Raw genomic sequence first — 23685 nt, 5'->3', positions numbered from 1 at the left:
ACCTGTTTCGCGTCGGACACCGACCCGCGTTCGCGGGCCGCCGATGGCTCTTTGGACGCCACTGGGCAGCTTTCCTTCTGGTGCGGAGCGCCACAAGGCCGAACGGGGGAAGGGAATCGGCCATTACCTGTGTGGCCGATGTGCCGGAACGGGCGTGGGGGACGCACCGCGGTGCGTCCCGTCGGATCCGTACGTCCCCTGCGAAGGTGGAACACGTGAAGGCCATTCGTCGATTCACCGTGCGTCCCGTCCTCCCCGACTCCCTTCAACCTCTCAGCGACCTCGCCCGCAATCTGCGCTGGTCCTGGCACACCGAGACCCGTGAGCTGTTCCAGGCCGTCGACCCGGAGACCCGGGAGGCGGCGGACTCCGACCCCGTGCGGCTGCTCGGTGCCGTGTCCGCGGGCCGGCTCGCCGAGCTGGCCCGGGACCAGCAGTTCCTGCACCGGCTGGCCGAGGCGTCCCAGGACCTCCGGGACTACCTGGACGGACCCAGGTGGTACCAGGAACAACTGGAGCTGGGCGCGGAACTCCCGGCCGCCATCGCCTACTTCTCGCCCGAATTCGGGGTGACCGCGGCGCTGCCGCAGTACTCCGGCGGGCTCGGCATCCTCGCCGGCGACCACCTCAAGGCCGCCAGCGACCTCGGCGTCCCCCTCGTCGGGGTCGGCCTGCTCTACCGGCACGGCTACTTCCGCCAGAGCCTGTCGCGCGACGGCTGGCAGCAGGAGCACTATCCGGTGCTCGACCCGAACGAGCTCCCGGTCACCCTGGTGCGCGAGGCCGACGGCACCCCGAGCCGGGTGGTACTGGCCCTGCCCGGCGGCCGTTCGCTGCACGCCCACATCTGGCAGGCCCGGGTCGGCCGCGTACCGCTGCTGATGCTCGACTCCGACGTGGAGGAGAACGCGCCGGGCGAACGCGAGGTGACCGACCGGCTGTACGGCGGCGGCAGCGAGCACCGGCTGCTCCAGGAGATGCTCCTCGGCATCGGCGGGGTGCGCGCCGTGCGCACGTACTGCCGCCTCACCGGACACCCCGAGCCCGAGGTGTTCCACACCAACGAGGGGCACGCCGGCTTCCTCGGCCTCGAACGCATCCGGGAACTCTCCGGCAGCGGCCTGGACTTCGACTCCGCGATGGAGTCCGTCCGGGCCGGCACCGTCTTCACCACCCACACACCCGTGCCCGCCGGGATCGACCGCTTCGACCGCGAACTCGTCGCCCGGCACTTGGGCGACGACGGCGAACTCCCGGGCGTGTCCGCCGAACGCATCCTGCAACTGGGCACGGAGACCTACCCCGGCGGAGAACCGGGCGTCTTCAACATGGCGGTGATGGGACTGCGGCTCGCCCAGCGGGCCAACGGGGTCTCCACCCTCCACGGCTCGGTCAGCCGGGAGATGTTCGCCGGACTGTGGCCGGGCTTCGACCCGGCCGAGGTGCCGGTCACCTCGGTGACCAACGGGGTCCACGCGCCCACCTGGGTCGCGCCCGAGGTCTTCCGGCTGCGCAACCGCTACGGCGGCACACCCGGACGCTGGGACTCCGCCGCCGAGGTCCCCGACCGCGAGCTGTGGGAGCTGCGCCGGTCGCTGCGCGCACAGCTGGTCACCGAGGTCCGCGAGCGGCTGCACGCCTCCTGGCGGGCCCGGGGCGCGGAGCCGGCCGAGCTCGGCTGGATCGACTCCGTGCTGGACCCGGACGTACTGACCATCGGCTTCGCCCGCCGCGTCCCCTCGTACAAACGGCTGACGCTGATGCTGCGCGACCGCGACCGGCTCCGGGAGCTGCTGCTCCACCCGGACCGTCCGATCCAGATCGTTGTCGCAGGCAAGGCCCACCCCGCCGATGACGGCGGGAAGCGGCTGGTGCAGGAGCTGGTGCGGTTCTCCGACGACCCCCGGGTGCGCCACCGCATCGTGTTCCTGCCGGACTACGGCATGGCCATGGCGCGGAAGCTCTACCCGGGCTGCGACGTATGGCTGAACAACCCGCTGCGCCCGCTGGAGGCCTGCGGTACGAGCGGCATGAAGGCGGCGCTCAACGGCTGCCTCAACCTCTCGGTGCTCGACGGCTGGTGGGACGAGTGGTTCGAGCCGGACTTCGGCTGGGCGATCCCGACCGCCGACGCCCTGGCCCTGGACGAGGACCGCCGCGACGATCTGGAGGCGGCAGCCCTCTACGAGCTGATCGAGGACCGGGTCGCGCCGCGCTTCTACGACCGGGGCGGCGAGGAGGGGCTTCCGGGGCGCTGGATCGAGATGGTCCGCCGCACGCTGGGCACGCTGGGTCCGAAGGTGCTGGCCGACCGGATGGTCTGCGAGTACGTGGAACGGCTGTACGCGCCCGCCGCGCACGCCCGGCGCGCGCTGGACCCCGGGACGGCGCGCCGGCTGGCCGACTGGAAGGCCCGGGTCCGTGCCGCCTGGCCCCGGGTGGCCGTCGACCACGTGGAGGCCGTGGCGCCCACCGCGGCGGACGGCTCGGCCGAGCTGGGTTCGACGCTGCTGCTCCGGGCCAGGGTCGCCCTCGGGGTGCTCGATCCGGACGACGTGGAGGTGCAGGCGGTGGCCGGCCGGGTGGACGCCGCCGACGGGATCTCGGACGCCCAGGTCTTCCCGCTGAAGCCGGCCGGGGGCCAGGACCTGGAGGGCCGCTGGCTCTACGAGGGACCGCTCGCCCTCGACCGCACGGGGCCGTACGGCTACACGGTGCGGGTGCTCCCGGCCCACCCGCTGCTGGCGACCGGGGCGGAGCTCGGCCTGGTGGCGCTGCCTGCGGAGGCGGCGGGCGACGGCGCGGGGGTGCTGATGCGCTGAGCTCGGCCGTGTCGGGGATCTCGGGGTTCACCGGCGCGTCGGCGTGATCAACGGGCACGCTCGGGGCTGGTCTAAGTCCAGTGCGGCTATTGAGGTGTCCGTTGTCGATCGTGTCGTCATGCCGCCCCGTCTCTGCCCGCCCGGCCGCCCGATGCTGCCCGTCCGTCCCTGGTGCCGGCGGATCGCGCCGCGTATGCAGAGGGAGTCGACAGAACGAACCAGAGGTGAGGCTCCCTTGCGCGACCATGAGAAGAAGCGGGACACCGCAGCCCCCACACGCCGTGCCCCGGCCCCCTCACCATCGCAGGCAGTTCCCCGGGGCGGCCTGTTGGGCCGTCAGGCCACGGTAGGCAACGCCGTCGTTCTCCAGATGCTCCTCCGGGCCGCCGAGGACCGGCACCAGCACTCCGCCGGCTGCGGCCATCAGCCGGACGAGCAGCCCGCGGTGCAGCGCTCCGCCGTCCACGAGGTGCTGCGCACGCCCGGCCGTCCGCTGGACGACGCGACCCGCAGCGACATGGAATCGCGGCTGGGCGCGGATTTCTCCGATGTGCGCCTGCACACCGATGCCGCTGCCAAGGCCTCCGCGGGCGAGGTGGGTGCCCGCGCCTACACCTCCGGCAGCCACGTCGTCATCGGCGAGGGGGGCGGGGACCGGCACACCCTCGCCCATGAGCTGACCCATGTGATCCAGCAGCGCCGGGGCCCGGTGGCCGGTACGGATCACGGCGACGGCCTTTCGATCAGCGACCCGTCCGACCGCTTCGAGCAGGAGGCGGAGGCCAACGCACACCGCGCCCTGTCCCGATCGGGCACACGCCCCGTGCCGCCCGGGCACGAGTCCGCCGGGGCGGGCGGGACACACGGTCCGGGCATGACGGTCCAGCGTTTCATGGCCCCCGACCCCGTCGGCAACGAGACCGAGTGGAAGGCAACGGCTCAGGCCTATGTACGGGCCAACTTCAAGGAGATAGCGACTCGTTACGCACGTACGGTGGAGCAGAGCGAGACCGTGGGCCAGGAGGAGATGACGCGCGCGTTCAAGGAGATGCGGCGTGCCGATCCGGCCTGGGCGGGGCTGAAAATGGTCGAGGTCCTGCGTCGGGTGAACGGCACCGCCCCGGCCGAGGCGACGGACATCACCGTGATACTCCGCTGCCTGAACATCATGGAGGAGGAGTCCGAGCTGGCGAAGACCTCTTCCGAGCAGGACTGGACCGCGCCGCTGGGGGAGAGCCTGGTCGGCACCGAGTTCACCTTCAGCGACTCCGTTCTCAACGGCCAAGCGGGTATCGGCAAGAACCCGGCCTATCCGCTCCGGGTGGACACCGGCGGGCTGACCGGGGTGGAGGATGCCAATGCCGAGCGGACCCTCACCTACGCGTCGAACAAGGCGGGAGCGTGGCGGGACCGGGTGGTCGGGCTTCCGGCGCCGGGGGGATTCGCTCTGACGGTGACGGGCGTCACCGTGAAGGCGCGCCCCGGATTCCGGTTCACCTACACCAACGGCAACTCCACGTGGTGGTGGGAGATCACCATGGATGACGGCTGCCTCGAAACCCGCACCGCCCCGCTCTCCATCGATGGACTGGGCGCCAACCACATCAGGTCCATCGTCCGTACCCACATCTTCGAGGCCGCTGAGAGCGTGGGGCTCGCGGTGGACCAGTCCCGGTTCGGCGGCGGCGGGCACCTCTCCCTGGACAGCAGGACGACGTTCGGCGGAAGCGTCGAGCTGTTCATCGAGTCCATGCGGAAGTGGGAGACCGACTGGGAGGAATGGGTGAAGGAGTTCGGCTCCGGAGAGCGTGAGGCCGACACGGTGAACGCGCCGTGGACCGGCGATCTCCCCGGCGACCACCTGTCGGCCCTGCTGGACCGGCTCACCGAGATCCGCGACGAAGCACGGTCCGGCCACACGAACCTGACGAAGGCGATCCAGGACCTCCAGGCGCACCTGGTGGACCTCCCCCTGCACGCCGACGCCACCCAGACACTGCGCGACAAGGTGCACGAGCACCGCGAGGACCGGCTGCACTACCAGGCCGTGAACCTCGAACACATGGGAGAGGACACTCAGCAGGCGGAGCGCCGGGTCGAGTTCCGTGACATCCAGGCGCAGCGGGACTACGCCCAGCTCATCGAAGACCTGGGCTACCTCAGCCGACTCCTGATCGGCGTACGCGCCGAGGTCCGGGGCACCCAGCTCGAGCGTCTGGGGGACCGCCACCGCAGATGAGCCGCGGAAGACACCGGAGCACACGGCGATGGCCATGAGTGCGTGTCGCAGGTGGGTTCTCGGCCGCTGTCGAGCCGGGAGCCCGCCGGGCACCGACACGGAACCGCCCGGCAGGGGCGTGAGCTCCTGCCGGGCGGTGGTCACCGGGTCATGACCGGTGAGGGGTTCAGAAGGTGAGCTTGAAGCTGTTGATCTTGCCCGTGTCACCCGAGTAGACGTCCTGGACCTTGAGCTTCCAGGTGCCGTTGGCGACCTCGGACGACGCGTTGACCGTGTAGGTGCCGCGGACGTCGTCCGCCGGGTCGCCGGCCGAGGAGTTCTTCAGCCGGTAGGCCGTGCCGTCCGGGGCGACGAGGTCGACGACCAGGTCACCGCGGTAGGTGTGGGTGATGTCCACGTCAACCTTGAGGGTGCTGGGCGCGTTGCCGGTGACACCGGTGACGTTGACCGAGCTGTAGACGGCCGCACCGCGGTCCGGGATGGCGACCGTCGTCTTGCTCTCGAAGACCTTGCCGCCCGGGTCCGGGTTGCCGCCGTCACGGGTGCCGACGTTGATGGCCGCCCAGGCGTCGCCGACGGCCTTGTACTCGGCGCTGGTCGTGCCGTACAGCTCACCGGCCACGGCGAGGGTGCCGGTACGGGCCGCCGCGTAGTTGGTGGTGGAGGTGAACTTGGTGGTGAGCGCCTTGAACCAGATCTGCTCGGCCTTGGCGCGGCCGATGCCGGTCACCGGCAGGCCGTCGGAGGTCGGGGAGTCGTAGGAGACCCCGTTGACGACCTTGGCGCCGCTGCCCTCGGAGAGCAGGTAGAAGAAGTGGTTCGCCGGGCCCGAGGAGTAGTGGACGTCGATGTTGCCGATGCCCGAGTACCACGCGTCCTTGGACGCGCCGTCCTTGCTCGGCTTGTCCATGTAGCGCAGCGGAGTGCCGTCGCCGTTGATGTCGATCTTCTCGCCGACGAGGTAGTCGCCCGGGTCCGCGGTGGTGTTGGAGTAGAACTCCACGCCCGCGGCGAAGATGTCGCTGGTCGCCTCGTTGAGGCCACCGGACTCGCCGCTGTAGACCAGGTTGGCGGTGGCGGCGGTGACACCGTGCGACATCTCGTGCGCGGCCACGTCGAGCGAGGTCAGCGGCTTGACGTTGCCCTCGCCGTCGCCGTACGTCATGCAGAAGCAGCTGTCCTGCCAGAAGGCGTTGACGTAGGCGTTGCCGTAGTGGACGCGGGAGTACGCGCCGACACCGTCACCGCGGATACCGGTGCGGCCGTGCACGTTCTTGTAGTAGTCCCAGGTCTCGGCCGCGCCGTAGTGGGCGTCCGCGGCGGCCGTCTCGGCGTTCGACGGGTTGCCATTGCCCCACACGTCCGTGGAGTTGGTGAACAGCGTCCCGGTGCCGGACGACCCGTGGTTCAGGTTGTAGGTCTTGTGGTTGCCGCGGCCCGTGTCGGTCAGCGTGTACGACGGGGCGGTGCCGAGGGTGACCTGGCCGTTGTACTGGGTGTTGCCGGTGCCGTTCTCGACACCCTGCCACTCGTACAGCTTCGCCCCGGTGGCCGCGTCCGTGATGACGTGCAGCTCGTTGGGGGTGCCGTCCTGCTGGAGGCCGCCGACGACGGTCTCGTAGGCGAGCTGCGGCTTGCCCTGCGCCATCCAGACCACCTTGCGCGGTGCCCGGTCGGCCTCGGCCTTCTTGGAGCCGTCGGCCTTGGCGAGGCCGAGCGCCTGCGACTCCGCCTTGGCGGGCGCGACGTCCGCCTTCAGGTCCACGGCCTTCAGCTGACCGCTGGTCACCTTGGAGGCCTTGGTGACGGCCTGGGTCGCCCCGGCCTTGGACTCCTTGACGACCAGGTCGCCGCCGAGCACCGGGAGCCCGGCGAAGGTGCGCTCGTAACGCGTGTGCGTGGTGCCGTCGTTGTCCTGGATGACATCCCGGACGACGAGCTTTTCCTGGGATCCGAGACCGAGGTCCTTGGCCGTGGCCGCCTTGCCGGCGTCGGCTTCGCGGATCAGCTCGGCGCGCTGGGACGGGGAGAGCTGCTTGGCGAGGGAACCCTGGTCGACGCCGGCGTAAGCCGGTACCGCCGAGGTCGTGCTGCCGGGGGTGGCAGTGGCTGTACCGGTCTGGACTCCGACTGCGATGAGGGCTGCTGCGGCTATCAGAGCGCCGGTCGCGGTGGCACGACGGCTGGGCGTGGATCTCACGCGGACTCCTTCTGCGAGGGGGGTGCCGGCGGCCAGGTGAGCCGCCCGGGGTGAGCGAGAAGTGCGCAGAACGGGGTGAAGAGTGTCAGCCGGAGGCCGTTCCTGTCAGGACCGCGTCAACAAGTTGGCCGGAAGTCGTTCGTTGCCGGAAAGGTCATGTTCGTTAAGCGGACGTTTCGCCGGGCATCACCGCGATGCCGTCCGGCGTCCCGCGAAGCCCGAATTCGAAGAGAGTGTCCAGGTCGGGTTCGAACACATCGTGTTCGAACAGAGTGCTGAGGGAGGGGTGGCCGCCGCTGGCCGAGATGGCGTCAGAATGTGGCTGATTCCTTTCCATCCGCTCCTGGAGCGGCGGATGGATGTACGGCTTCGTCTGCGGCGGCAGTCCCGTGCCGGCGAGGACGCGCATGGATCGCGCAGGAATGCCTCGGCCGGAGCCGGGGCCTATCGGAAGGCGGCGATGTGGCGCCGGGCCCAGTCGGCGAAGGTGCGGGGCGCGCGGCCGAGGACCCGCTCGACGTCGGGGCTGATGCGCTGTTCGGCGGGGGCGGGCTCGCCGAGGATGGTCAGCGTGGTCCCGACCACGGGCTCGGGCATGAACCGCAGCATCTGCGCGCGGGCCTCGTCGCGGGTCTGCTCGATGAACCGGACGGGTTGGCCGAGTGCGTCGGCGATCGCCTCGGTCTGCCGACGAGGTGTGTTGAGCGCGGGTCCGGTCAGCTCGTAGATCTGTCCGGCGTGGCCGTCCTCCCGCAGGGTTGTGGCGGCGACCTCGGCGATGTCGTCCGGGTCGATGGTCGGCAGTCCGATGCCGGCGGACGGCGCGGCGACGGTCCTTCGGGCGCGGACCGACTCGGCCCAGGCGTACGCGTTGGAGTTGAAGCCGCCGGGCCGCAGGATCGTCCAGGCCATGCCTGATCGCTGGACGGCCTCCTCGATGGCGCGTGCCGTGCCGCCGCGGGAGGCCGACCCGGGCCGGGTCGCGACTCCCTGGGAGGACAGCAGGACGACCCGCCCGACGCCGCCGGCCTTGGCGACGTCGAGGATGTCCTGCGGGCTCAGCAGATGTGCGCTGGGGCCGCCGTTCTGGAGGAACAGCGCGTCGGCTCCGTCGAATACGGGCCGAAGGCTCTCGGGCTCGACCAGGTCCGCCCGCGTGTATTCGACGCCCTCCGGCACATCCGCATCCGAGATCCCCCGGGATGTCGCGGTCACCTGTGCACCGGCTGCCGCGAGGGCCCGCACGAGCGATCGGCCGACGTTGCCGGTTGCACCCGTCACTACAAACACGAACAACTCCCGTGTCGAATCAGCACGGTTGTTGCCACCCGAGCGGGCGGGACCGTCGCGGAGAGCTGCTCTCCGGGCGCATGGTCGTGTGTACGTGCCACCCGGAGGTCCCCCCTCGGGTCGAGTACGAGATCAGCGAGCTGGGCCGCAGCCTGGCCCCACTCTTCGCGCACCTCGCGGAATGGGCTGCCGGCAACCTGGACAAGGTCGAGCGGGCCCGGCACGACTACGACACCGATCCGTCCCGGTAGCTCGCCGGCGGGAGGGCTCGGTCCTCGTCGGATCCTCCGCTGCCCGGCTGACCGGCAAGCGGGTGGAGCGAAGAGCCGGGCCGGCGGTCTTCACGGCGCGACGTCGGTGGCGGTGGCCCCTCGGGAAGATCCGGAGGGCTCGCCGAGCACGGTTGCCGGCCCTCGGTACCGGTGCGGGCCTCAGGCGGTGGTGAGCACCATCCGGAACCGGGCCGCGCCGGACATCATCTTCTGGTACGCGGCCTCCGCGCCGTCCAGCGGCACGGTCTCGGTCATCGGGCGGATGCCGTGCAGGGCGCTGAACGCCAGGGTGTCCTGCACGTCCTGCGCGGTGCCGGACGGGTGGCCCCGGACGACCTTGCCCGACATCAGCAACTGGTTCGGGCTGATCCCCAGCGGCTCCGGGTCCGCCCCGATGACCACCAGCTCGCCGCGCGGCGCGAGCCCCTCCACGGTCGCGGTGATGGCGGCGGAGTTGGCGGCGGTGGCCAGCACGACCCGGGCGCCGCCCAGGGCCTGCAACGCGTCGGCCACGCCGGTGCCCGCGGTGCTGTCGATGTAGTGGTGCGCGCCGAGCTCCTTCGCGAAGTCGGCCTTGGCGGCCCCGCGGGCGATCGCCACCGTCTCGAAACCCATCGCCGCCGCGTACTGCACACCCAGGTGTCCGAGACCGCCGATGCCGAGCACGGCGACCAGGTCCCCGGGCCGGGCGGCGCTGCGCCGCAGCCCGTTGAACGTGGTCACCCCCGCGCACCCCATCGGCGCCGCCTCGACCGCGGACAGCGCGTCGGGGATCCGGGCCAGGGCGTCCGCCGGGACGACCACGCTCTCGGCGTAGCCACCGTCGTACGCCCACCCGGGCACCTTCAGGTTCTCGCAGACCATGAAGTCGCCCCGCCTGCACGGTGTGCAGTGGCGGCAACTGCCGCCGAACCAGCCCACCGCCACCCGGTCGCCCACGTGCCAGACGTCCTGCGTGCCCTCGCCGAGCTCCTCGATCCGGCCCGCGATCTCGTGCCCGGGGACCACCGGGAACCGCACGCCCGGCAGCGCGGCGTTCACGAAGAGCGCGTCGCTGTGGCAGACCCCGCAGGCGTCCACGGACACCCGGACATGCCCCGGACCCGGCTGCGGCACCGCACGCTCGACGATCTCGAATGGACCGCCCGCGGCGGTGGCCTGCGCGGCACGGTAGGTGCTGGAGACACTCATCTGGATCTCTCCGGGTTACGGGTGGACGGCCCCCGGAACCAGCAGACCAGCTCCGGCCCCGTCGCGCGCGCCGGGCGGGGCGGACGGGGGGTCTTGCGCCACGGACCGTACGGACAGCGTGTATGTGCAGTCCTCGTCCGGGACGACGACGAGCAGCGGGGCTCCGCCCTTGATGTGCGCGTGGGCGGTGCGCTGGCTCTCGCGGTCCTCGTACCAGGCGCGGAGTTCGGCGAGGTGGTCGACGAGATCGAGCAGGTCCACGATCCACAGGGCCTGTCCGCCGAGCCAGCGCAGCGCGAGAACGGGGGAGATCGTCCAGAAGGTGCCCAGGACGTACCGCGCCGTTTCGCCGGTCTCGCACACGAGCCCTTCGGCGAGTGCCTCGCACCGGTAACTCGCTTGTTCGGGTGAGGTGTTCACCTCGCCGGTCACAGGATCCGCCCCTCGCTCCGGGCGTTGCACCGCGCGATCTCGGCCCGCAACCGTTCCATGGGGCTCGGCTCCCGAATGTTCGCAGGTTCCGCCTCCCACTCCCTGCCGCCGCTGACCGGCCGCAACGACCAGTAGGGGCCGGCCGTCCCCCGGAACTCCCCGACCTGGTCACGACGGCCGGTGTCCACCAACAGGGTTCCTGTGGACGGGACTTGTTGGGGCTTCTGCTCACCCAGGGGGTCGCCTTCCGCACACACGAGCCACTCCTCTCCGTAACGGTTCCGCTACCAAGGGGGATCAGCGTGGCCTAGAGTCGGAAGGTCTTCAACTTGCACAAGTTGTTCGGGGAATCGGGCGGTGGCCGTTGAATCGGAAAGAGTTGGACCCTGAGGAATCGCCGAGTGCGCAGTTCGGGCAGCGCCTGCGCCTGCTGAGAGATGAACGAGGCTGGACGCAGGACGAGCTGGCCGCACGCATCGGATGCTCGGGAACGCATATTTCCGCCGTGGAAACTGGCAGACGCCCTCCAACTCGCCGATTTGCTGCAAGCGTTGACAGGGTGTTTGGCACTGGGGACAGGTTCGAGCGTCAGAGCCTGGCTGTGCGGCAAACAGCGCTCATCGGAGGGTTCCCGGAGTACGTCGCGTACGAAGCGCGAGCCTCGGAGATCAGGCTGTACGAGGTGGGCGTCATCCCTGGTCTGCTTCAGACGCTGGAGTACGCCGCGGCGCTCGAAGCAGACGCAGTGCGACGGGAAGCGATCACCCCTGAGCAGGCCGACGAGCGCGTCGGGCTGGTGGCAAGGCGCCAGACCTCCCTCGTGCGGTCGCCATCGCCCCTGATCCTCGCGGTACTTGACGAGGGATGTATCCGCCGCCCCATGGGGTCTCCCGCCGTCACGGAGGCTCAGTTGGCGCGCTTGCTCGAGTTCGCGGAGCTGCCGAACACCGTGTTGCAGATCGCGCCGTTCTCGATGGGCGAGCGCAGACCGTTCAGCCTGCCCATCACCGTGCTCACCATGCCGGACCGCTCGCTGATGTCGTACGCCGAGTCCACTCACCGGGGCCATCTCCAACGGGAAAGTGCGTTCGTGCTGCCGATACTGACGGCCTACCATCAGCTACAGGCTGAGGCGCTCTCCCAGGCGGCATCCGTAGCCTTGATCGAGCAGGTACGAAAGGGCACCCCGTGACTACCGAATCCCCCCGTTGGTACACGTCCTCCTACAGCGGCAACGGCGGCCAGTGCATCGAGGTCGCCGCGAACCTCGTCGCCCCGCTCGGCGTGGTCCCCGTCCGCGACTCGAAGGATCCGAGCGGCCCGGTGCTGAACGCCTCCGCCGCGTCGTTCGCCTCGTTCGTGGCGGGCGTCAAGGCCGGAGAGTTCGGCACGCACTGATCCCGGCGCGACCGAGAGCCCCGCACGCACCCCTGAACCGGGAGCGTGGCGGGGCTTTCGCCAGTGGTGGCCGGCCCCTCGGCGCCAGGAGGCCGCGCCAAGTGCCCGAATTTGTTCGCGATGCAGCCGACACCGGCATGAGACAGCTGTTCTGTCTAATTCAGCCGAGAGATCGCTTTCCTGCCAATTACGGGTGAGTCAGGCGCACATCTGCTGTTTGTGGGTATCCGATCGGAAGCAGTTGGATCGTCCACCTGTGTTGATCCGGAGGTGCTCGCTATGAACGAGACGCTGAACATCGAGACCGCTGACGTGTACGAGACCCCACTGCTGGTCGAAGTCGGCTCTTTCGCCGACCTCACTCAGGGCAACGCCGGGGACAAGGTCGAGGACGGCGCTACCTGGTACCAGTGGTCGTGACGTGATGTGCGGGTGCCGGTGCACGGCCGCCATGGGGCGCGGGCCGGCACCCGCACGTTTCCCTCCGGCGGTCCTCGCGGTTCAACCGTCGGCGGGAGGGATGCCGGGCGCGAGCGGAGCCCGTTCGCGGTTCGGGCCAGGAGCGCCGGGCAGCGGGTGCGAGACGTCAGGAGCGAGGTGCTGAATGAATGACGCGGTGGCGTGCTGGTTCGTGGCCTTCCCGGATCAGGAGACACGGCAGGGATTCGCGGAACGGCTGCGTGAGGGGGCCGTCGACGTGGTGTGTCATCCGTCGGGCCGGCCGTGGCTGATGGGGTCCTGGCCACCGGAGCAGATGGTTCTGGCTTCGCAGGGTGGACGGATGCTGGCGGTCGTGGGCACCTCGTCGACGACGCCCGTGGACCTGTCGGCCCGTCTGAAGCGGGTCCGTACGGTCGCCGACATCGAATCCGCACTGCACGGGGTGTACGGCAGCTACCACGTAGCCGCGTCCGTGGACGGCCATCTGTACGTGCGCGGAAGCGCCTTCGGGGCCCGGCGCCTGTTCCGGGCTTCGGCCGGGGGAGTGACGGTGTGCGCGGACCGGGCCCGCACGCTGGCCCACCTCACCGAGGCCGGCCTTGATCCGGCCCGGGTCGCCGCCCGTCTTGCCGCGCCCTACCTGCCGCACCCGTTGGCCGACGCCACGATGTGGGCCGGGGTGGAAGCCGTCGAGCCCGGCCGCGCTCTGCGCGTCGCTCCTGACGGATGTGCTCACACCGTCACGTGGTGGCGGCCACCGCCCGCGCACCTGCCCATGGCGGATGCCGCGGGTCTGTTGCGCGAGGCCCTGCAAGCCGCTGTGGTGCTGCGCGTGCGTCCGGGCCGGGTACTTGCCGCGGATCTGTCCGGCGGCATGGACTCGACATCGCTGTGCTTCCTGGCTGCTGAAGCCGGCGCTCATCTGGTCACCTCGACCCAGCACTGGAACAGCCCCGGCAATCAGGATCACCACTACGCCCGCTTTGCCGCCGACCGCCTGTTCCATGTCGAACCCCTGATCTTCACCTCGGCCGACTTGCCCGCGTGCTTCACCGGTCTCGACCAGCGTCGCGAGCCCCTGGAAGAGCCCTCGGGCCTCCTGCGCAACCGAGCACGGCTCTGCCACACGGCCGACGCGCTGCGCGCCCGAGGGGCCGGACTACGCCTGTCGGGACACGGGGGCGACCACGCCGTCGTGCCCCCCGACGCCTACCTCCACACCCTCTGGCGACGTAGCCCCCTCATCGCGCTGCGGGCCACCAACGGATACAAGGCCCGCGGTCGTTGGAGCCTGTCGGCAACCGCGCGGACGCTGCTGCGCACCCGCTCCTATCCCGCCTGGCTCGCCGACGCCGCAACACGCCTGTACGAAGACCCCAGGACGAATCCGGGCCCCGCCCCGTGGGGGCCCCGGCCGGCCCTGCCACCCTGGGCGAGCGACCAAGCCGTGGACCTGATTTCCGCAGCCCTGCGCCGCGCAGCCGAGAACACCGAGCCGCTGGACCCCGACCCCGGCCGACACGCCTGGCTCCACCAGATGCGTGAGGCCGGACACGGCGCCGCCCTCCTCCACGAGGCATCCGCCAACCACGGGCTGCCGACGGACAGCCCCTTCTGCGACGACGCCGTCCTGACCGCCTGCCTGACCGTCCGCCCCCACGAAGCGGGCCACCCCTGGGCCTACAAACCACTGCTGACCGCCGCGATGGACGGCCTGGTACCCGAGCACATCCTGCGCCGCACCACCAAGGATCACTGCGGCCCCGACTGGTACTTCGGCCTGCGTACCCACCGCCGCCAGCTGGCCGACATCGCCGACACCTCACACCTCGCCGCCATCGGCCTCGTCGATCAGGAACTCCAGCGCCGCGCCCTGATCAGCCCGGAACTGAACATCGGCGGTGCACCGGAACTGGAGAACACACTGGGCGTCGAGGCATGGCTGCGTGACCTGGCCTCCTACCCCGACCCCGCTCACCTCGTCCCCCAACACCCACACGAGGAGTACCACGTTGACACGGCTACGCACTGACGTCGCCTGCTGTCCCACCGACGACGGCATGGTCCTGCTCGACGAACGTGACGGCCGCTACTGGCAGCTCAACGCCACCGGCGCCACCGTCCTCCAGGCCCTCCTCGACGGCGCCGGCCTCGAGCAGATCGCCGACCGACTCTCCGTCACCCGCCCCGTCCCCCGCGGCCGGGCCGCGGCCGACGTCACCGCCCTGCTCGAACACCTCACCCGCTGCGGACTGGTGGTCGACGGCCCGTGAGCCAGATCCTCAGCACCGACCACAACCGTCCCCCGCTCGGTCGCCGCACCGCCGCCCGTACCGCCGTCGCTGCCGCACGGATACTTGCCCACCTGCCTCCCAAGCACTTGCAGGCCCTGCTGCGGGCCGTGCGCCGCGGAGCGCGGCCCGCCGACCACGCCACGGCCCTGCGGGCCCGGCAGGACGTCACGGCCGTCAGCGTCCTGTGCTCCGGGCGCTACTGCCTCCAACGTTCTCTCGCCACAACCCTGTTGTGCCGACTCGGCGGTACCTGGCCCACTTGGTCCACCGGAGTACGCACGCCGCCCTTCGCCGCCCACGCCTGGGTAGAGGTCGACGGCCGACGCGTCGGCGAACCCGACGACGCGGCCACCTACCGCACCCTGCTCACCGTCCCCCCGCTCGACGACCACCTCCCGTAGCACCGGGCCGCGCATCCCCCCACGGCCGTGCGTCGATCCCGTGCTCCCGGCCATGCCCGGAACACGGTGCCGCGCCCGGCTACCGGCCCGAGCCGCCGGCCGGAACGGCTCGGCTCGGCGAAGACCCTCCGCACCGCAGGATCGCGGATCCTGGATGGCTGTAGGGAGCGCGACTTCGTGAGCACGGACTCCTGCGGAAACACCAGAATCCGCATCTGATGAGCAGCGCACGCGTCGGCTGAGCATGGGCAGAATCGCCTGCCAGGCTCTGAGTGGTGGTCACCGCCGGTAGCGGGCCCTGGTGTCGAGGGCCGTCGGGGTTCAGGAAGGACGCGTCTTCCATGTTCTCCGCGGGAAGTTCCGGGGTGCGGGGTGAGCTTCGACGATCGCCGGCTACCCCAACGGGCGATGTCAGCTAGGTCGCGGTTGCTTGGCAGGGGCAGCCGAAGTCGTTCACGTCCACGGACGTGGTGTACGGCTGAAGACGTGAAGGCCGCTGGAGGCGATCCCCCCACATCGCTCAATGCCCGAGGGCGGGGCGGCCGACCCTCGGACTCGGGTGCGCTGCGCTCGGCTGACTTGCCGGAGAGGCACTCGGCGAGGACGTCCGGCCTGATATGGCGCTGTCCGGTCCATCCGTCGGTCTACTCCGCCAGGACCGCGGTGACCAGGCGGAGGACCGCGCCCCGGTCGGGGAAGAACCCGACGACATCGGCGCGACGGCAGACTGACTCAGCTGGTGCGAGGGTGCTCAGCTTTCGGTCAGGGAGATCCTCCCCGCGTGCAGGCGTCCGTCTCCGCCGTCGAAGTAGGCGCGGTCACCGGAGATGGTGAGGAGCGGGTCCGTGCCGGTGGTCAGGGGGGCTTCTCCCAGCGATTTTCCGGTGCGGGGGTCGAGGGCCCGCAAGGTACCGGCGTCGCTGAAGTGGAGCGCGCCGCCGGTGAGTACAGGTGGTGAGGCCGCGCCGGTCGTTCCAAACTCCCACAGCCGTTTGCCAGAGCTGGCGGTGAACGCGTACACGCGGCCGGCGCTGTCGTCGGTGTTGAATCTGGCCTTGACGCTGGCGTAGACGACGCCGTCGGCGACGAGGGGCGGGCCGTTCCATTCCGCGTCCTTGGATTTCGACTGGTACTTCCAGCGCACTTCGCCGCTGGAGGCGTCTGCGGCGTAGAACGTGCCCTCCTCACTGCCGAAGTAGACGGTCCTTTCGGCGACCGAGAGTGAGGTGACCTTGCCTCTGTTGCTGCCGCCGGTCTTGATCCGCCACAACTGGTCGCCGGTGTCCGCGTCCAGGGCGTAGAGGTAGTTCTCGTAGTCCTTTCCTCCGAGGCCGCAGTAGATCACTCCGTCTGCCACGGTGAGCGCGGTCGACAGGCCGGGGCTGACCGGGCGATTCCACAGCTCCTCACCGGTCTCGGCGTCCAGCGCGTAGAGGGCGGGCTGCCCCTTCGGCCAGGGGAGGGTGAGTAGGTAGACGGTTTTTTTGGCAGCAGCGACATTGGTGATCCCGTATTCGGTTCCCTTGGGAGCGGCGCCAGTTGAGGCGTCGTCAATCTTGAAACTCCACCGTCTGTCACCGGTGTCCGCGTCCACGGAGTGCAGCGCGCCTGTGGCTCCGCTGAAGGCATAGACAGCCCCGTCGGCAATGGTGACGGGGCGTGCCCCCTGCAACCCGTCGTACTTCCACATCTGAGTGCCGCCGGCGGTGTCGAGGGCGTGCAGGGTGCCGCCCTGGTCGCCGAAGTAGACCTTCCCGTCGACGATCAACGGAGGGCCGGCGGGATCCTCCTCGTAGGACCACAGCTCTTGGAAGGCCAGCTCCTTGGCCGCAGCGATGGGTTCCTTGCCCTGGGCGTTGCTCTGGTCCCCGTCGGGGAGGCCGTCGGGCAGGAGCAGTGTGGCCGCGAGGACCGCCAGGACCGCGGCGACGGCGAGGCCGATCAGGGCGTGGCGCCGGGGCAGGCCCAGCAGTCGGCCGGCGGAAACCGGCTGAGGAGGCGGCGCGAGGAGCCCGGCCGCCGGGGCGGGCCCGATTGCCGCGGTGTCGACGGCGGTTCGGGACACGCCACCGGCTGGGGACTGTTCGGCGGCGGGTGGGGCGCCGGCAGGAGGCGCTGTGAGGGGTACGGTGCCGGTGGCCGGCTCCGGCAGCGGCGTCGCCTGAATGCGGGTGACCTCGGTGGCCACCGGTGCGGGAAGCCAGCCCGAACCGCTGATCACACCTTCCGTCGGGCGAGCCGCCGACAACTGGCCCAATTTGTCGACCAGTTCCGGCACCGACGGGCGTTGCTTTGGATCCTTGGCGAGGCACCGGGCGACGACATCCGCGAGTCGGACCGGTACGTGGCTGAGGTTGGGTTCCTCGTGGACGACCCGATAGGCCACGCCGTGCGCGGCGCCGCCTGCGAAGGGTCCGCTCCCGGTCACCGCGTACACCAGGACCGCGCCGAGGGCGAATACGTCGCCGGCGGGCCCGACGTCTCTACCGACGAGTTGCTCGGGCGGCATGTAGCCGGGGGTGCCGACGGCAGTGCCGGTCAGGGTGAGTTTGGTGTCGTCGGCGGCCACCGAGATCCCGAAGTCGATGACGCGTGGGCCGTCGTCGGCGAGCAGCACGTTCGAGGGTTTCAGGTCGCGGTGCACCACCTCGGCGCTGTGGATGGCCTCCAGTGCCTCGGCCAGCGCGGTGCCCAGCGTCAGCACCGGCTGCTCCGGCCAGGCGCCATGTGCGGCGACTGCTTCGGTCAGGGACAGGCCGGGCACGTAGGCAGTGGCAAGCCACGGCGGGTCGGCCTCCGGCGCGGCGTCGACCACGGCGGCGGTGAAGAAGCCCGTGACGCGCTGTGCGGCTTCGACCTCGCGGGCGAACCGTCGCCGGAACCCGGGGTCGTCCGCGAGCTCCTCCCGGACGACCTTCACCGCGACCGTCCGGCCGCCCGGCGACCGGGCCAGGTACACCCGGCCCATGCCACCCGAGCCGAGCCGGCCGACGATCCTGTACGGGCCGGCCTGACTGGGGTCTCCTGCCTCCAGCGGTGCGAACGCCGCCACCTGTCCTCCCTCACTGTCCCGTGCGCGGCACGGATCGACGTGTCCGATTTCGCTGGTACGCCGACGACTTGGCGACGGCTCGCAGGTGCGCGCTCCGACCGGTGCCAGATCACTGGGTACGTCGCTCCACAGCACCCTCGCTCATTGAGGGCTAGTTCACCAGCGAGACGGCGCGCAGTCGGTCGCCGTCCTCGAAGTAGACAGTTCCGTTGACGATGTACGGGCGCCACTGACCGCTGGAGGTCATCAGGTTCTCCTGCCACTTCGGTCGACCGCTGCGGGCGTCCAGGGCGTACAGCGTCCCGGTCTCGTCGGTGAAGTAGACGGCGCCGGCGGCCACCGACAAGGTGTCGATCTCATCCGTGTCCTGGCGGTGGCGCCACAGCGGCTCGCCGGTGCCGGCGTCGAAGGCCGACACGTAGGCGTCGTTCTCGAAGTAGACGACCCCATCGGCCACGACCGGGGTGTCCGCCCCGCTCGCGATCCGGGGGTTCCACAGCTTCCCGCTGAATCCGCGCTGCCACACCTTCTGGCCGGTTCGGGCGTCGACGGCGTACAGGGTGCCGTTCCGGCCACCGCAGTAGACCGTGTTGCCCGCCGCGGCCGGTGCCGTGATCAGGGCACTGTCGGCCTCGAACGTCCACTGCTTCTTGCCGGTGCCGGTGTTCACGGCGAACAGCTCCTGGTCGCCATGGGCGTAGGCCCTGCTGCCGGCAACGGCGAAATCCCCCTCTGCTGCCCCGGCGCCGAGCTGGTAGGTCCACAGGATCTTGCCGGTGCTGAGGTCCTGGGCCAGTAGGAAGCCGACGATGACGGAGTACGCCGCGTCGTCGAGGGTGGCAGGGGAGGTCAGGATGCTTTTGGCCTTCCAGCGTGTCTCGCCGCTGTCCGCGTCCGCGGCGTACAGGGCGCGGCCGCTGATGTAGAAGAGCGTCCCACCGGAGGCGGAGACGACACTCGTGTCGTCCCCTTCCGCTTGCCGTTGCCACAGCCGGCTGCCGTCCCTGGCGTCCAGGGCCCGCAGGGTGCCTTGGTCTCCGCTGCTGAGGTAGACCGCGCCGTCCGCCACAGCACCCAGCGTCAGCTTGCCGTCCAACGGGCGGGACCACAGCTGTTTCGCCTTCGCCTTCGGTGTGCTGGGAGACTTCTCGTCGTCGCCACGCCCGAAGTCGTTCAGGAGTGCTGTCGTAGTGACGATGGCGAGGGTCGCGGCGATGGCGAGGCCCGCCAGAACGCGGCGCCGGGCCAGGCGTCTCGGGCCGCTGGGGGCAGGTGGCGCAGCGGCAGATGCGTCAGCGGGCTCCGCCGCGGGCGGGGCGGTCGCGGGAGCGAGCTTGAGGGTGGCCCTCTCCTCCTGGGCGGGTGCGGCGGCGTCCGGCAGCGGGGCGGCCTGGATGTGGGCAATGGCATCGGCCACTGGTCCGGGCAGCCAGTCGGCCTCCGTGAAATGGCCGTCGGGCCGGTGGCCCGGGACCTGCGCCAGCTCTTTCAGCAGCTCTGGCACTGCGGGCCGATTGTCCGGGTTCTTCGCCAGGCATCGGGCCGCCACCTCGGCGAGTCCGGACGGCAGGCCGCCCAGGTCGGGCTCCTCGTGCATGACCCGGTAGTTCACCGCATGCCCCGCGCCGTTTCCGAACGGGCCCGTGCCTGTCGCCGTATACGCCAGCACCGCACCCAGAGCGAATACGTCAGCGGCCGGGCCGGTCTTCTCGCCACGCAGTTGTTCGGGCGGGATGAACCCGGGGGTGCCGATCACCACGCCCGCCTCTGTGAGCAAGGTGTCCTCGGCCGCTACCGAGATTCCGAAGTCGATCACCCGGGGTCCGTCCGCCGCCAGCAGCACGTTCGACGGTTTGAGATCCCGGTGCACCACGCCTGCGCGGTGGATGGCTCCCAGCGCCTCGGCCAGCGCGGCCCCCAACTGTCGCACTGCTTGCTCCGGCCAGGCCCCGTGCTTGGCCAGAGCGTCCGCCAGGGACAGTCCGGGGACGTACTCGGTGGCCAGCCACGCCGGGCGGCCCTCCGGGGCGGCGTCGACCACTGCGGCGGTGAAGAAGCCCGATACCCGGCGGGCCGCTGCCACCTCCCGAACGAACCGCCGCCGGAACCCCGGGTCGTCCGCCAAGGCGGCCCGTACCACCTTCACCGCGACCATGCGTCCGCTTGGCGAACGGGCCAGGTACACCCGGCCCATGCCTCCCTGGCCCAGCCGTCCCGCCAGCCGGTATCGGCCGACCTGTTCGGGGTCCCCCGAAGTCAACGGTGCGAACGCCGCCACCACGTACCCCTCCTGTCATCTCGCCCGTGCGAGGATCCAACTCCCCTGTACAACGAAGGACTTGAGCAACACGACCATGGTTGCGGGTCCGAGGCCCCAGTATTCACGCCTCGGGAAACCCTTGTCAGAACCTCACTCCTCAAGGCCCGCTGGATCCGCCCCACCTGGCTCTCCCCGGCAGATGGCCAGCCGCATGCCCAGACCGCTTCTGACGGCTCTTGAAAGGTGGCCGTCCGCCGCGTGAGCCCTTGCGCAGGCGGGCGGCCCGGGCTGTCGGTCTTCTCCGGGATCGTGTGCCGGATTCCCCGGCGTCGCGGGTACTCACGCCAGGGGGTATTGCTGTGGGGCCTTGTCGGCCGCGACGCTGTCGGGCTTGTTGCGGGGCCTGCCCGGCCCTGGCTTCAGGATGCGGATCTCGGGCCGCGGCTCGCCTGGATGAGCAAGGACCGGGTCGCCGAGCTGGTACCCCGTCAGGACCTCTTGAACGTGGTGGAACCTGCTGCTATGGCTGCACTGGAGGGAGACTTGAATTGTTGTCCGTCGACCAGCTCAATCGTGAAGCCTTCTGTTACGCGTGCAGCATGTGTTTCACCGATGCGTGGCCGCTCAAAGGTGAGCTGCGCTCCCACCGTGAGAAGTTCGGCCTTCACTAGGTCCGCGATGCTGACGCGCCGCCCCTCAAGCAGGTACGAGGCTCTCGCCTGGGTGCCGCTCGAATCAGAGTCGCTCGCAAGATCTGTCATCGTGCTTGTCCCCTCTGCCCCAGCACAACGTCCGACCCGGTCATCGTAGAGTGTCAGCGGAACCATCAAGGGCGGAATGTTGGCCCGGCAGGTGGAGCGTGCGATCGAGGTGCACGGACGCGTCGGGCGCCGTCCGCGGTGTGGAGGATCTCGCGGGCTTCGCGCAGGAACTCGCGTCCGCGTTCGGTGGGTGCGAGGGGCGTGGCGGAACGGTCGGTGATCTGGAACCCGACCGTCTATTCGATCCGGATCACTCGCTGGCGGAGGGCCCGATCGCTTCCCGTGGAGTTCCTCCGGGCTGCGGCGGCGAAGCTGGGGTGGCCGAGAACCCGGGTGATGGCCCGTAACCGGTCGATGGCCTGCGGGGGCGTGATCACTTTGCGCATGTCCTCCGACAGTGGACGGCGAAGGTCCAGGTGCCCGACAGCGCTGTAGGTGTGGCCTCCGGAAGGACGGATCGGGATGCCCCAGGCTCTGGCCATCTTTGTGAGAGGACATTCTGAACCGATATGCCCGATTCTGGCGTTGACTCGGAGATGAGGCGCTGTCCAGGCGATCGCTTGGTCCTTCGGCGGCTTCTACAGTGTCCCGTGGTGAAGGGGTCGGGTGAGGATCGGTAGATCAGAAGGGTCGGCTCAAGGACGTGGTGCAGATCGAGCGGTTGGTGGACCTGAAGCCCGCCTACCAGCGTCAGGCTGCCGTCCTGGCCCTGTGGCGGTGGCGTGCGCCAGTACTCGCGTTCGAGCTCGATGCAGAGTGGGGCGTCGACCAGGCTGCGCTGGAGTCGCTGTTCCGACGGGCAGCGTCACCTGCTGGTGAACAGTCGGATCGCGCATACCGGCGAGCAATCGCCGAGCTGTGCACCGCCCCGCTCTTCACGTCTGAAGTGGACCCGGACACGGTCCAGCTCTTCCAACTGGAGACCATCAGCAGCCTGCTGGCTTTCGGAGGGTTGCTGGACAAGCCTGGCGTGGACGAAGCAGAGCGAGTGGTCGAATCCTCGGCCGGCCTGGCGAACTACCTCGACGACCTCGTCGAGGGCTCGTTCTGCTCCCACCCCTCGGAGGAAGCCCACCGCCAGTACCTCGCCGGCCTGGCGGACCGGGCGAGCGAGGGCTATTTCGGGTCACGAAATTTCGCTGTCGAGTCCGCCTGCCACGGTGTTCTCCGGGCTCTCCCCGATTCCGCAGGGCTGCTGGACTCGTCCATCGGTCGCGAGTTGCTCGCGCTTTGCGAGGACTTCGGCGAAGAGCTCGTCACAACGATGCGGTGGCTCCGCACGACGGGTCACTAGCGATCGCGTCGTGAGCCGGATGACGAATGCGGCGGCCGTGATGGACGGGTGGTTCGGAGCGGAGGGCAGCTACGGGCGGCGCTGGGCGAACAGGCCCGGTTCGGTCTCGGTAAGGCTGACCAGACGCTTGAGCTTGTGCCGGGCGCTCTCGATGGTCTTCGGCGTGAGCGGGAGGTCCAGGACCTGGCACAGGTCGCGGGCGCGCTTCGGCCCAGGAGTCTCGGCGAAGGCGTTGAGGATCTGCTGGTAGGCCGGGAGGTTCGGCAGGACGGGCGGCTCCTCGGTCGGCTCCGGGGCCGCCGGCGGGAGGGCGAGGAGGGTCTTACGGGTCACCGCCAGGTTCCCGATTTCCTCGTCGAGTTCACGCAGGCGCGCGGTGAGCTCGTCCATCTGCGCGCGGATCTGCTCCGCATCGCCGACGAGTTCGCGTTCGCGTGCGTCAATCCGCTCCAAGAGCGGCGTGACCTGAGCGTCCACGGGGTCACCCGCGCCAGGTGGGCGTCGTCTGGCCGGTGAGCCGACGCGCTATTACGTCGATCATGGCCCAGCGCACCCGGGACTCGGAGGATGCCGGCCTGCCCTCGTAGTCCCGCACGAGCCGCCGGAACAGCATGAGGATGCCGAGCGTCTGCTCCACGATCCACCGCTTGGCCTGCGGGACGAAGCCGGTGCCCTTGTCCGTGGGGTTGCGTTCGACGATCTCGACGTCGATACCGACCGTGGTGCCGTGCTCGACGACGGTCTTCTTGAAGCCCTGGTCCACCAGGGCCTTCTTGATGGTGCCGATGGAGGCGACCTGGCCGAGCAGGGCGATGGACCCCATCACGAGGAGAAGGTCCGGAACGTGACTGCGCACCTTGCCGTCGATCCGCGCCACCATGCGACAGGGCTGGGCAAAGATGCCGCACACCACCGGATCGAAGTCGGCGAGCAGCAGGCGCGCCAGCTCCAGCCTGCTTTCGTAGACGACCTGACCGCCCGTCGTCGAGGACGCGTAGTCGCCCGAGTAGTGCGCCATCCCGTGTACCGAACGAACCCGGCGCCACGGCTCGGACTCGGTGAAATCCCTCAACCGGGGCTGAGCGAACGGGAACTCACGAGTCGATCCGTCCCCGTACCGGATCGATGCCGTCGGGACCGTGCGCTTGCTGCGGCCCTCGCGTGGACGCTCTGTCACCATACTTGAACGATGCGAACGCCTCGCACCACCCAAACCCGGGAGATCGTAAACAGCCGACTACTGACAACTACTGAACGTAACCACTGCCCGTGATCACGCGGAAATGCTCGAACGGTGCTCATGATCACGCGGAAGTGCTCACGAACTGCGGATCCTGG

At 69.9% G+C, this 23685-nt stretch carries 20 protein-coding genes and 1 pseudogene; 10 read left to right on the top strand and 11 right to left on the bottom strand.

Features of this window, described 5'->3' with window-relative positions; all coding sequences use genetic code 11:
- The first annotated feature begins 215 nt into the window (after positions 1 to 215).
- Both glgP and OHA19_RS12800 read left to right on the top strand, forming a co-directional pair.
- A complete protein-coding gene (glgP, locus tag OHA19_RS12805; protein ID WP_405750286.1) occupies positions 216 to 2822 on the top strand; it encodes an alpha-glucan family phosphorylase in 2607 nt (868 codons plus the stop codon).
- Positions 2823 to 3015: 193 nt separating this feature from the next.
- Positions 3016 to 5061, top strand: a complete 2046-nt coding sequence (locus tag OHA19_RS12800; protein ID WP_405750283.1) for a DUF4157 domain-containing protein — start codon at positions 3016 to 3018, stop codon at positions 5059 to 5061.
- Between the two features lie 166 nt (positions 5062 to 5227).
- Here the strand turns inward: OHA19_RS12800 and OHA19_RS12795 are convergent, their stop codons facing one another.
- The 3 genes from OHA19_RS12795 to OHA19_RS12785 all read right to left on the bottom strand — a co-directional run bounded on the left by OHA19_RS12795 (position 5228) and on the right by OHA19_RS12785 (position 8551).
- Entirely contained in the window at positions 5228 to 7261 is a 2034-nt protein-coding gene (locus OHA19_RS12795; RefSeq protein WP_405750281.1) for a M4 family metallopeptidase, read from the bottom strand.
- A 163-nt stretch (positions 7262 to 7424) separates the two neighbouring features.
- Positions 7425 to 7670: a hypothetical protein gene (locus OHA19_RS12790; protein WP_405716674.1), complete on the bottom strand. Its 246-nt coding sequence runs from the start codon at positions 7668 to 7670 to the stop codon at positions 7425 to 7427.
- Positions 7671 to 7705: 35 nt separating this feature from the next.
- On the bottom strand, positions 7706 to 8551 hold the full coding sequence (locus tag OHA19_RS12785) for an NAD(P)H-binding protein (RefSeq protein WP_405750278.1): 846 nt from the start codon (positions 8549 to 8551) through the stop codon (positions 7706 to 7708).
- 35 nt (positions 8552 to 8586) lie between these two features.
- On the opposite strand from OHA19_RS12785, the pseudogene OHA19_RS12780 reads away from it, so the two are divergent.
- A pseudogene (locus OHA19_RS12780) lies at positions 8587 to 8802 on the top strand (winged helix-turn-helix transcriptional regulator); the annotation flags it as partial.
- Positions 8803 to 8982: 180 nt separating this feature from the next.
- Here OHA19_RS12780 and OHA19_RS12775 read toward each other — a convergent pair.
- From OHA19_RS12775 to OHA19_RS12765, 3 genes are read right to left on the bottom strand one after another with little or no spacing between them, the layout of a single operon-like run.
- Positions 8983 to 10014 carry an alcohol dehydrogenase gene (locus tag OHA19_RS12775; protein WP_405750275.1) on the bottom strand — a complete coding sequence of 344 codons (1032 nt, stop codon included), beginning with the start codon at positions 10012 to 10014 and terminating at the stop codon, positions 8983 to 8985.
- Positions 10015 to 10029: 15 nt separating this feature from the next.
- On the bottom strand, positions 10030 to 10446 hold the full coding sequence (locus OHA19_RS12770; RefSeq protein WP_405750272.1) for a hypothetical protein: 417 nt from the start codon (positions 10444 to 10446) through the stop codon (positions 10030 to 10032).
- Complete coding sequence (locus tag OHA19_RS12765; RefSeq protein ID WP_405750269.1) at positions 10443 to 10703, bottom strand: hypothetical protein; 261 nt, start codon at positions 10701 to 10703, stop codon at positions 10443 to 10445. The genes OHA19_RS12770 and OHA19_RS12765 overlap by 4 nt, the downstream gene beginning before the upstream one ends.
- Positions 10704 to 10810: 107 nt before the next feature.
- Between OHA19_RS12765 and OHA19_RS12760 the strand changes: the two genes are divergently transcribed.
- From OHA19_RS12760 to OHA19_RS12735, 6 genes are all read left to right on the top strand, one after another.
- The gene (locus OHA19_RS12760; RefSeq protein WP_405750266.1) at positions 10811 to 11638 is read left to right on the top strand and encodes a Scr1 family TA system antitoxin-like transcriptional regulator; all 828 of its coding nucleotides are present in this window, start codon (positions 10811 to 10813) and stop codon (positions 11636 to 11638) included.
- Positions 11635 to 11844, top strand: a complete 210-nt coding sequence (locus OHA19_RS12755; RefSeq protein WP_405716680.1) for a DUF397 domain-containing protein — start codon at positions 11635 to 11637, stop codon at positions 11842 to 11844. Before OHA19_RS12760 ends, OHA19_RS12755 begins: the two co-directional genes overlap by 4 nt.
- 279 nt (positions 11845 to 12123) lie before the next feature.
- The gene (locus tag OHA19_RS12750; RefSeq protein ID WP_405716681.1) at positions 12124 to 12264 is read left to right on the top strand and encodes a lasso RiPP family leader peptide-containing protein; all 141 of its coding nucleotides are present in this window, start codon (positions 12124 to 12126) and stop codon (positions 12262 to 12264) included.
- A gap of 184 nt (positions 12265 to 12448) precedes the next feature.
- The gene (locus OHA19_RS12745) at positions 12449 to 14317 is read left to right on the top strand and encodes an asparagine synthase-related protein (RefSeq protein ID WP_405716682.1); all 1869 of its coding nucleotides are present in this window, start codon (positions 12449 to 12451) and stop codon (positions 14315 to 14317) included.
- On the top strand, positions 14298 to 14558 hold the full coding sequence (locus OHA19_RS12740) for a lasso peptide biosynthesis PqqD family chaperone (RefSeq protein ID WP_405750263.1): 261 nt from the start codon (positions 14298 to 14300) through the stop codon (positions 14556 to 14558). Before OHA19_RS12745 ends, OHA19_RS12740 begins: the two co-directional genes overlap by 20 nt.
- Positions 14555 to 14980, top strand: coding sequence for a lasso peptide biosynthesis B2 protein (locus tag OHA19_RS12735; protein WP_405750260.1), 426 nt, complete (start codon positions 14555 to 14557; stop codon positions 14978 to 14980). The genes OHA19_RS12740 and OHA19_RS12735 overlap by 4 nt, the downstream gene beginning before the upstream one ends.
- A gap of 751 nt (positions 14981 to 15731) precedes the next feature.
- Here the strand turns inward: OHA19_RS12735 and OHA19_RS12730 are convergent.
- The 3 genes from OHA19_RS12730 to OHA19_RS12720 all read right to left on the bottom strand — a co-directional run bounded on the left by OHA19_RS12730 (position 15732) and on the right by OHA19_RS12720 (position 21053).
- Entirely contained in the window at positions 15732 to 18032 is a 2301-nt protein-coding gene (locus tag OHA19_RS12730) for a protein kinase domain-containing protein (protein ID WP_405750257.1), read from the bottom strand.
- Between the two features lie 151 nt (positions 18033 to 18183).
- A complete protein-coding gene (locus OHA19_RS12725) occupies positions 18184 to 20313 on the bottom strand; it encodes a PQQ-binding-like beta-propeller repeat protein (RefSeq protein ID WP_405750254.1) in 2130 nt (709 codons plus the stop codon).
- 467 nt (positions 20314 to 20780) lie between these two features.
- Positions 20781 to 21053 (bottom strand): hypothetical protein, encoded by a 273-nt coding sequence (locus tag OHA19_RS12720; protein ID WP_405716687.1) that lies wholly within the window; start codon positions 21051 to 21053, stop codon positions 20781 to 20783.
- A gap of 643 nt (positions 21054 to 21696) precedes the next feature.
- Here OHA19_RS12720 and OHA19_RS12715 point away from each other — a divergent pair.
- Positions 21697 to 22347 carry a hypothetical protein gene (locus OHA19_RS12715; protein WP_405750251.1) on the top strand — a complete coding sequence of 217 codons (651 nt, stop codon included), beginning with the start codon at positions 21697 to 21699 and terminating at the stop codon, positions 22345 to 22347.
- A gap of 69 nt (positions 22348 to 22416) precedes the next feature.
- Here the strand turns inward: OHA19_RS12715 and OHA19_RS12710 are convergent, their stop codons facing one another.
- The gene (locus OHA19_RS12710) at positions 22417 to 22824 is read right to left on the bottom strand and encodes a hypothetical protein (RefSeq protein WP_405750249.1); all 408 of its coding nucleotides are present in this window, start codon (positions 22822 to 22824) and stop codon (positions 22417 to 22419) included.
- Between the two features lie 4 nt (positions 22825 to 22828).
- Positions 22829 to 23527: a hypothetical protein gene (locus OHA19_RS12705; RefSeq protein WP_405716690.1), complete on the bottom strand. Its 699-nt coding sequence runs from the start codon at positions 23525 to 23527 to the stop codon at positions 22829 to 22831.
- Between the last annotated feature and the right edge of the window lie 158 nt (positions 23528 to 23685).

It is taken from the genome of Streptomyces sp. NBC_00012, assembly GCF_045040875.1.
In the GTDB taxonomy this organism is placed as follows: Bacteria; Actinomycetota; Actinomycetes; order Streptomycetales; family Streptomycetaceae; genus Streptomyces.
The sequence above is the reverse complement of the archived record's forward strand: the minus strand, read 5'-3'. Positions and strand labels throughout refer to the sequence as shown.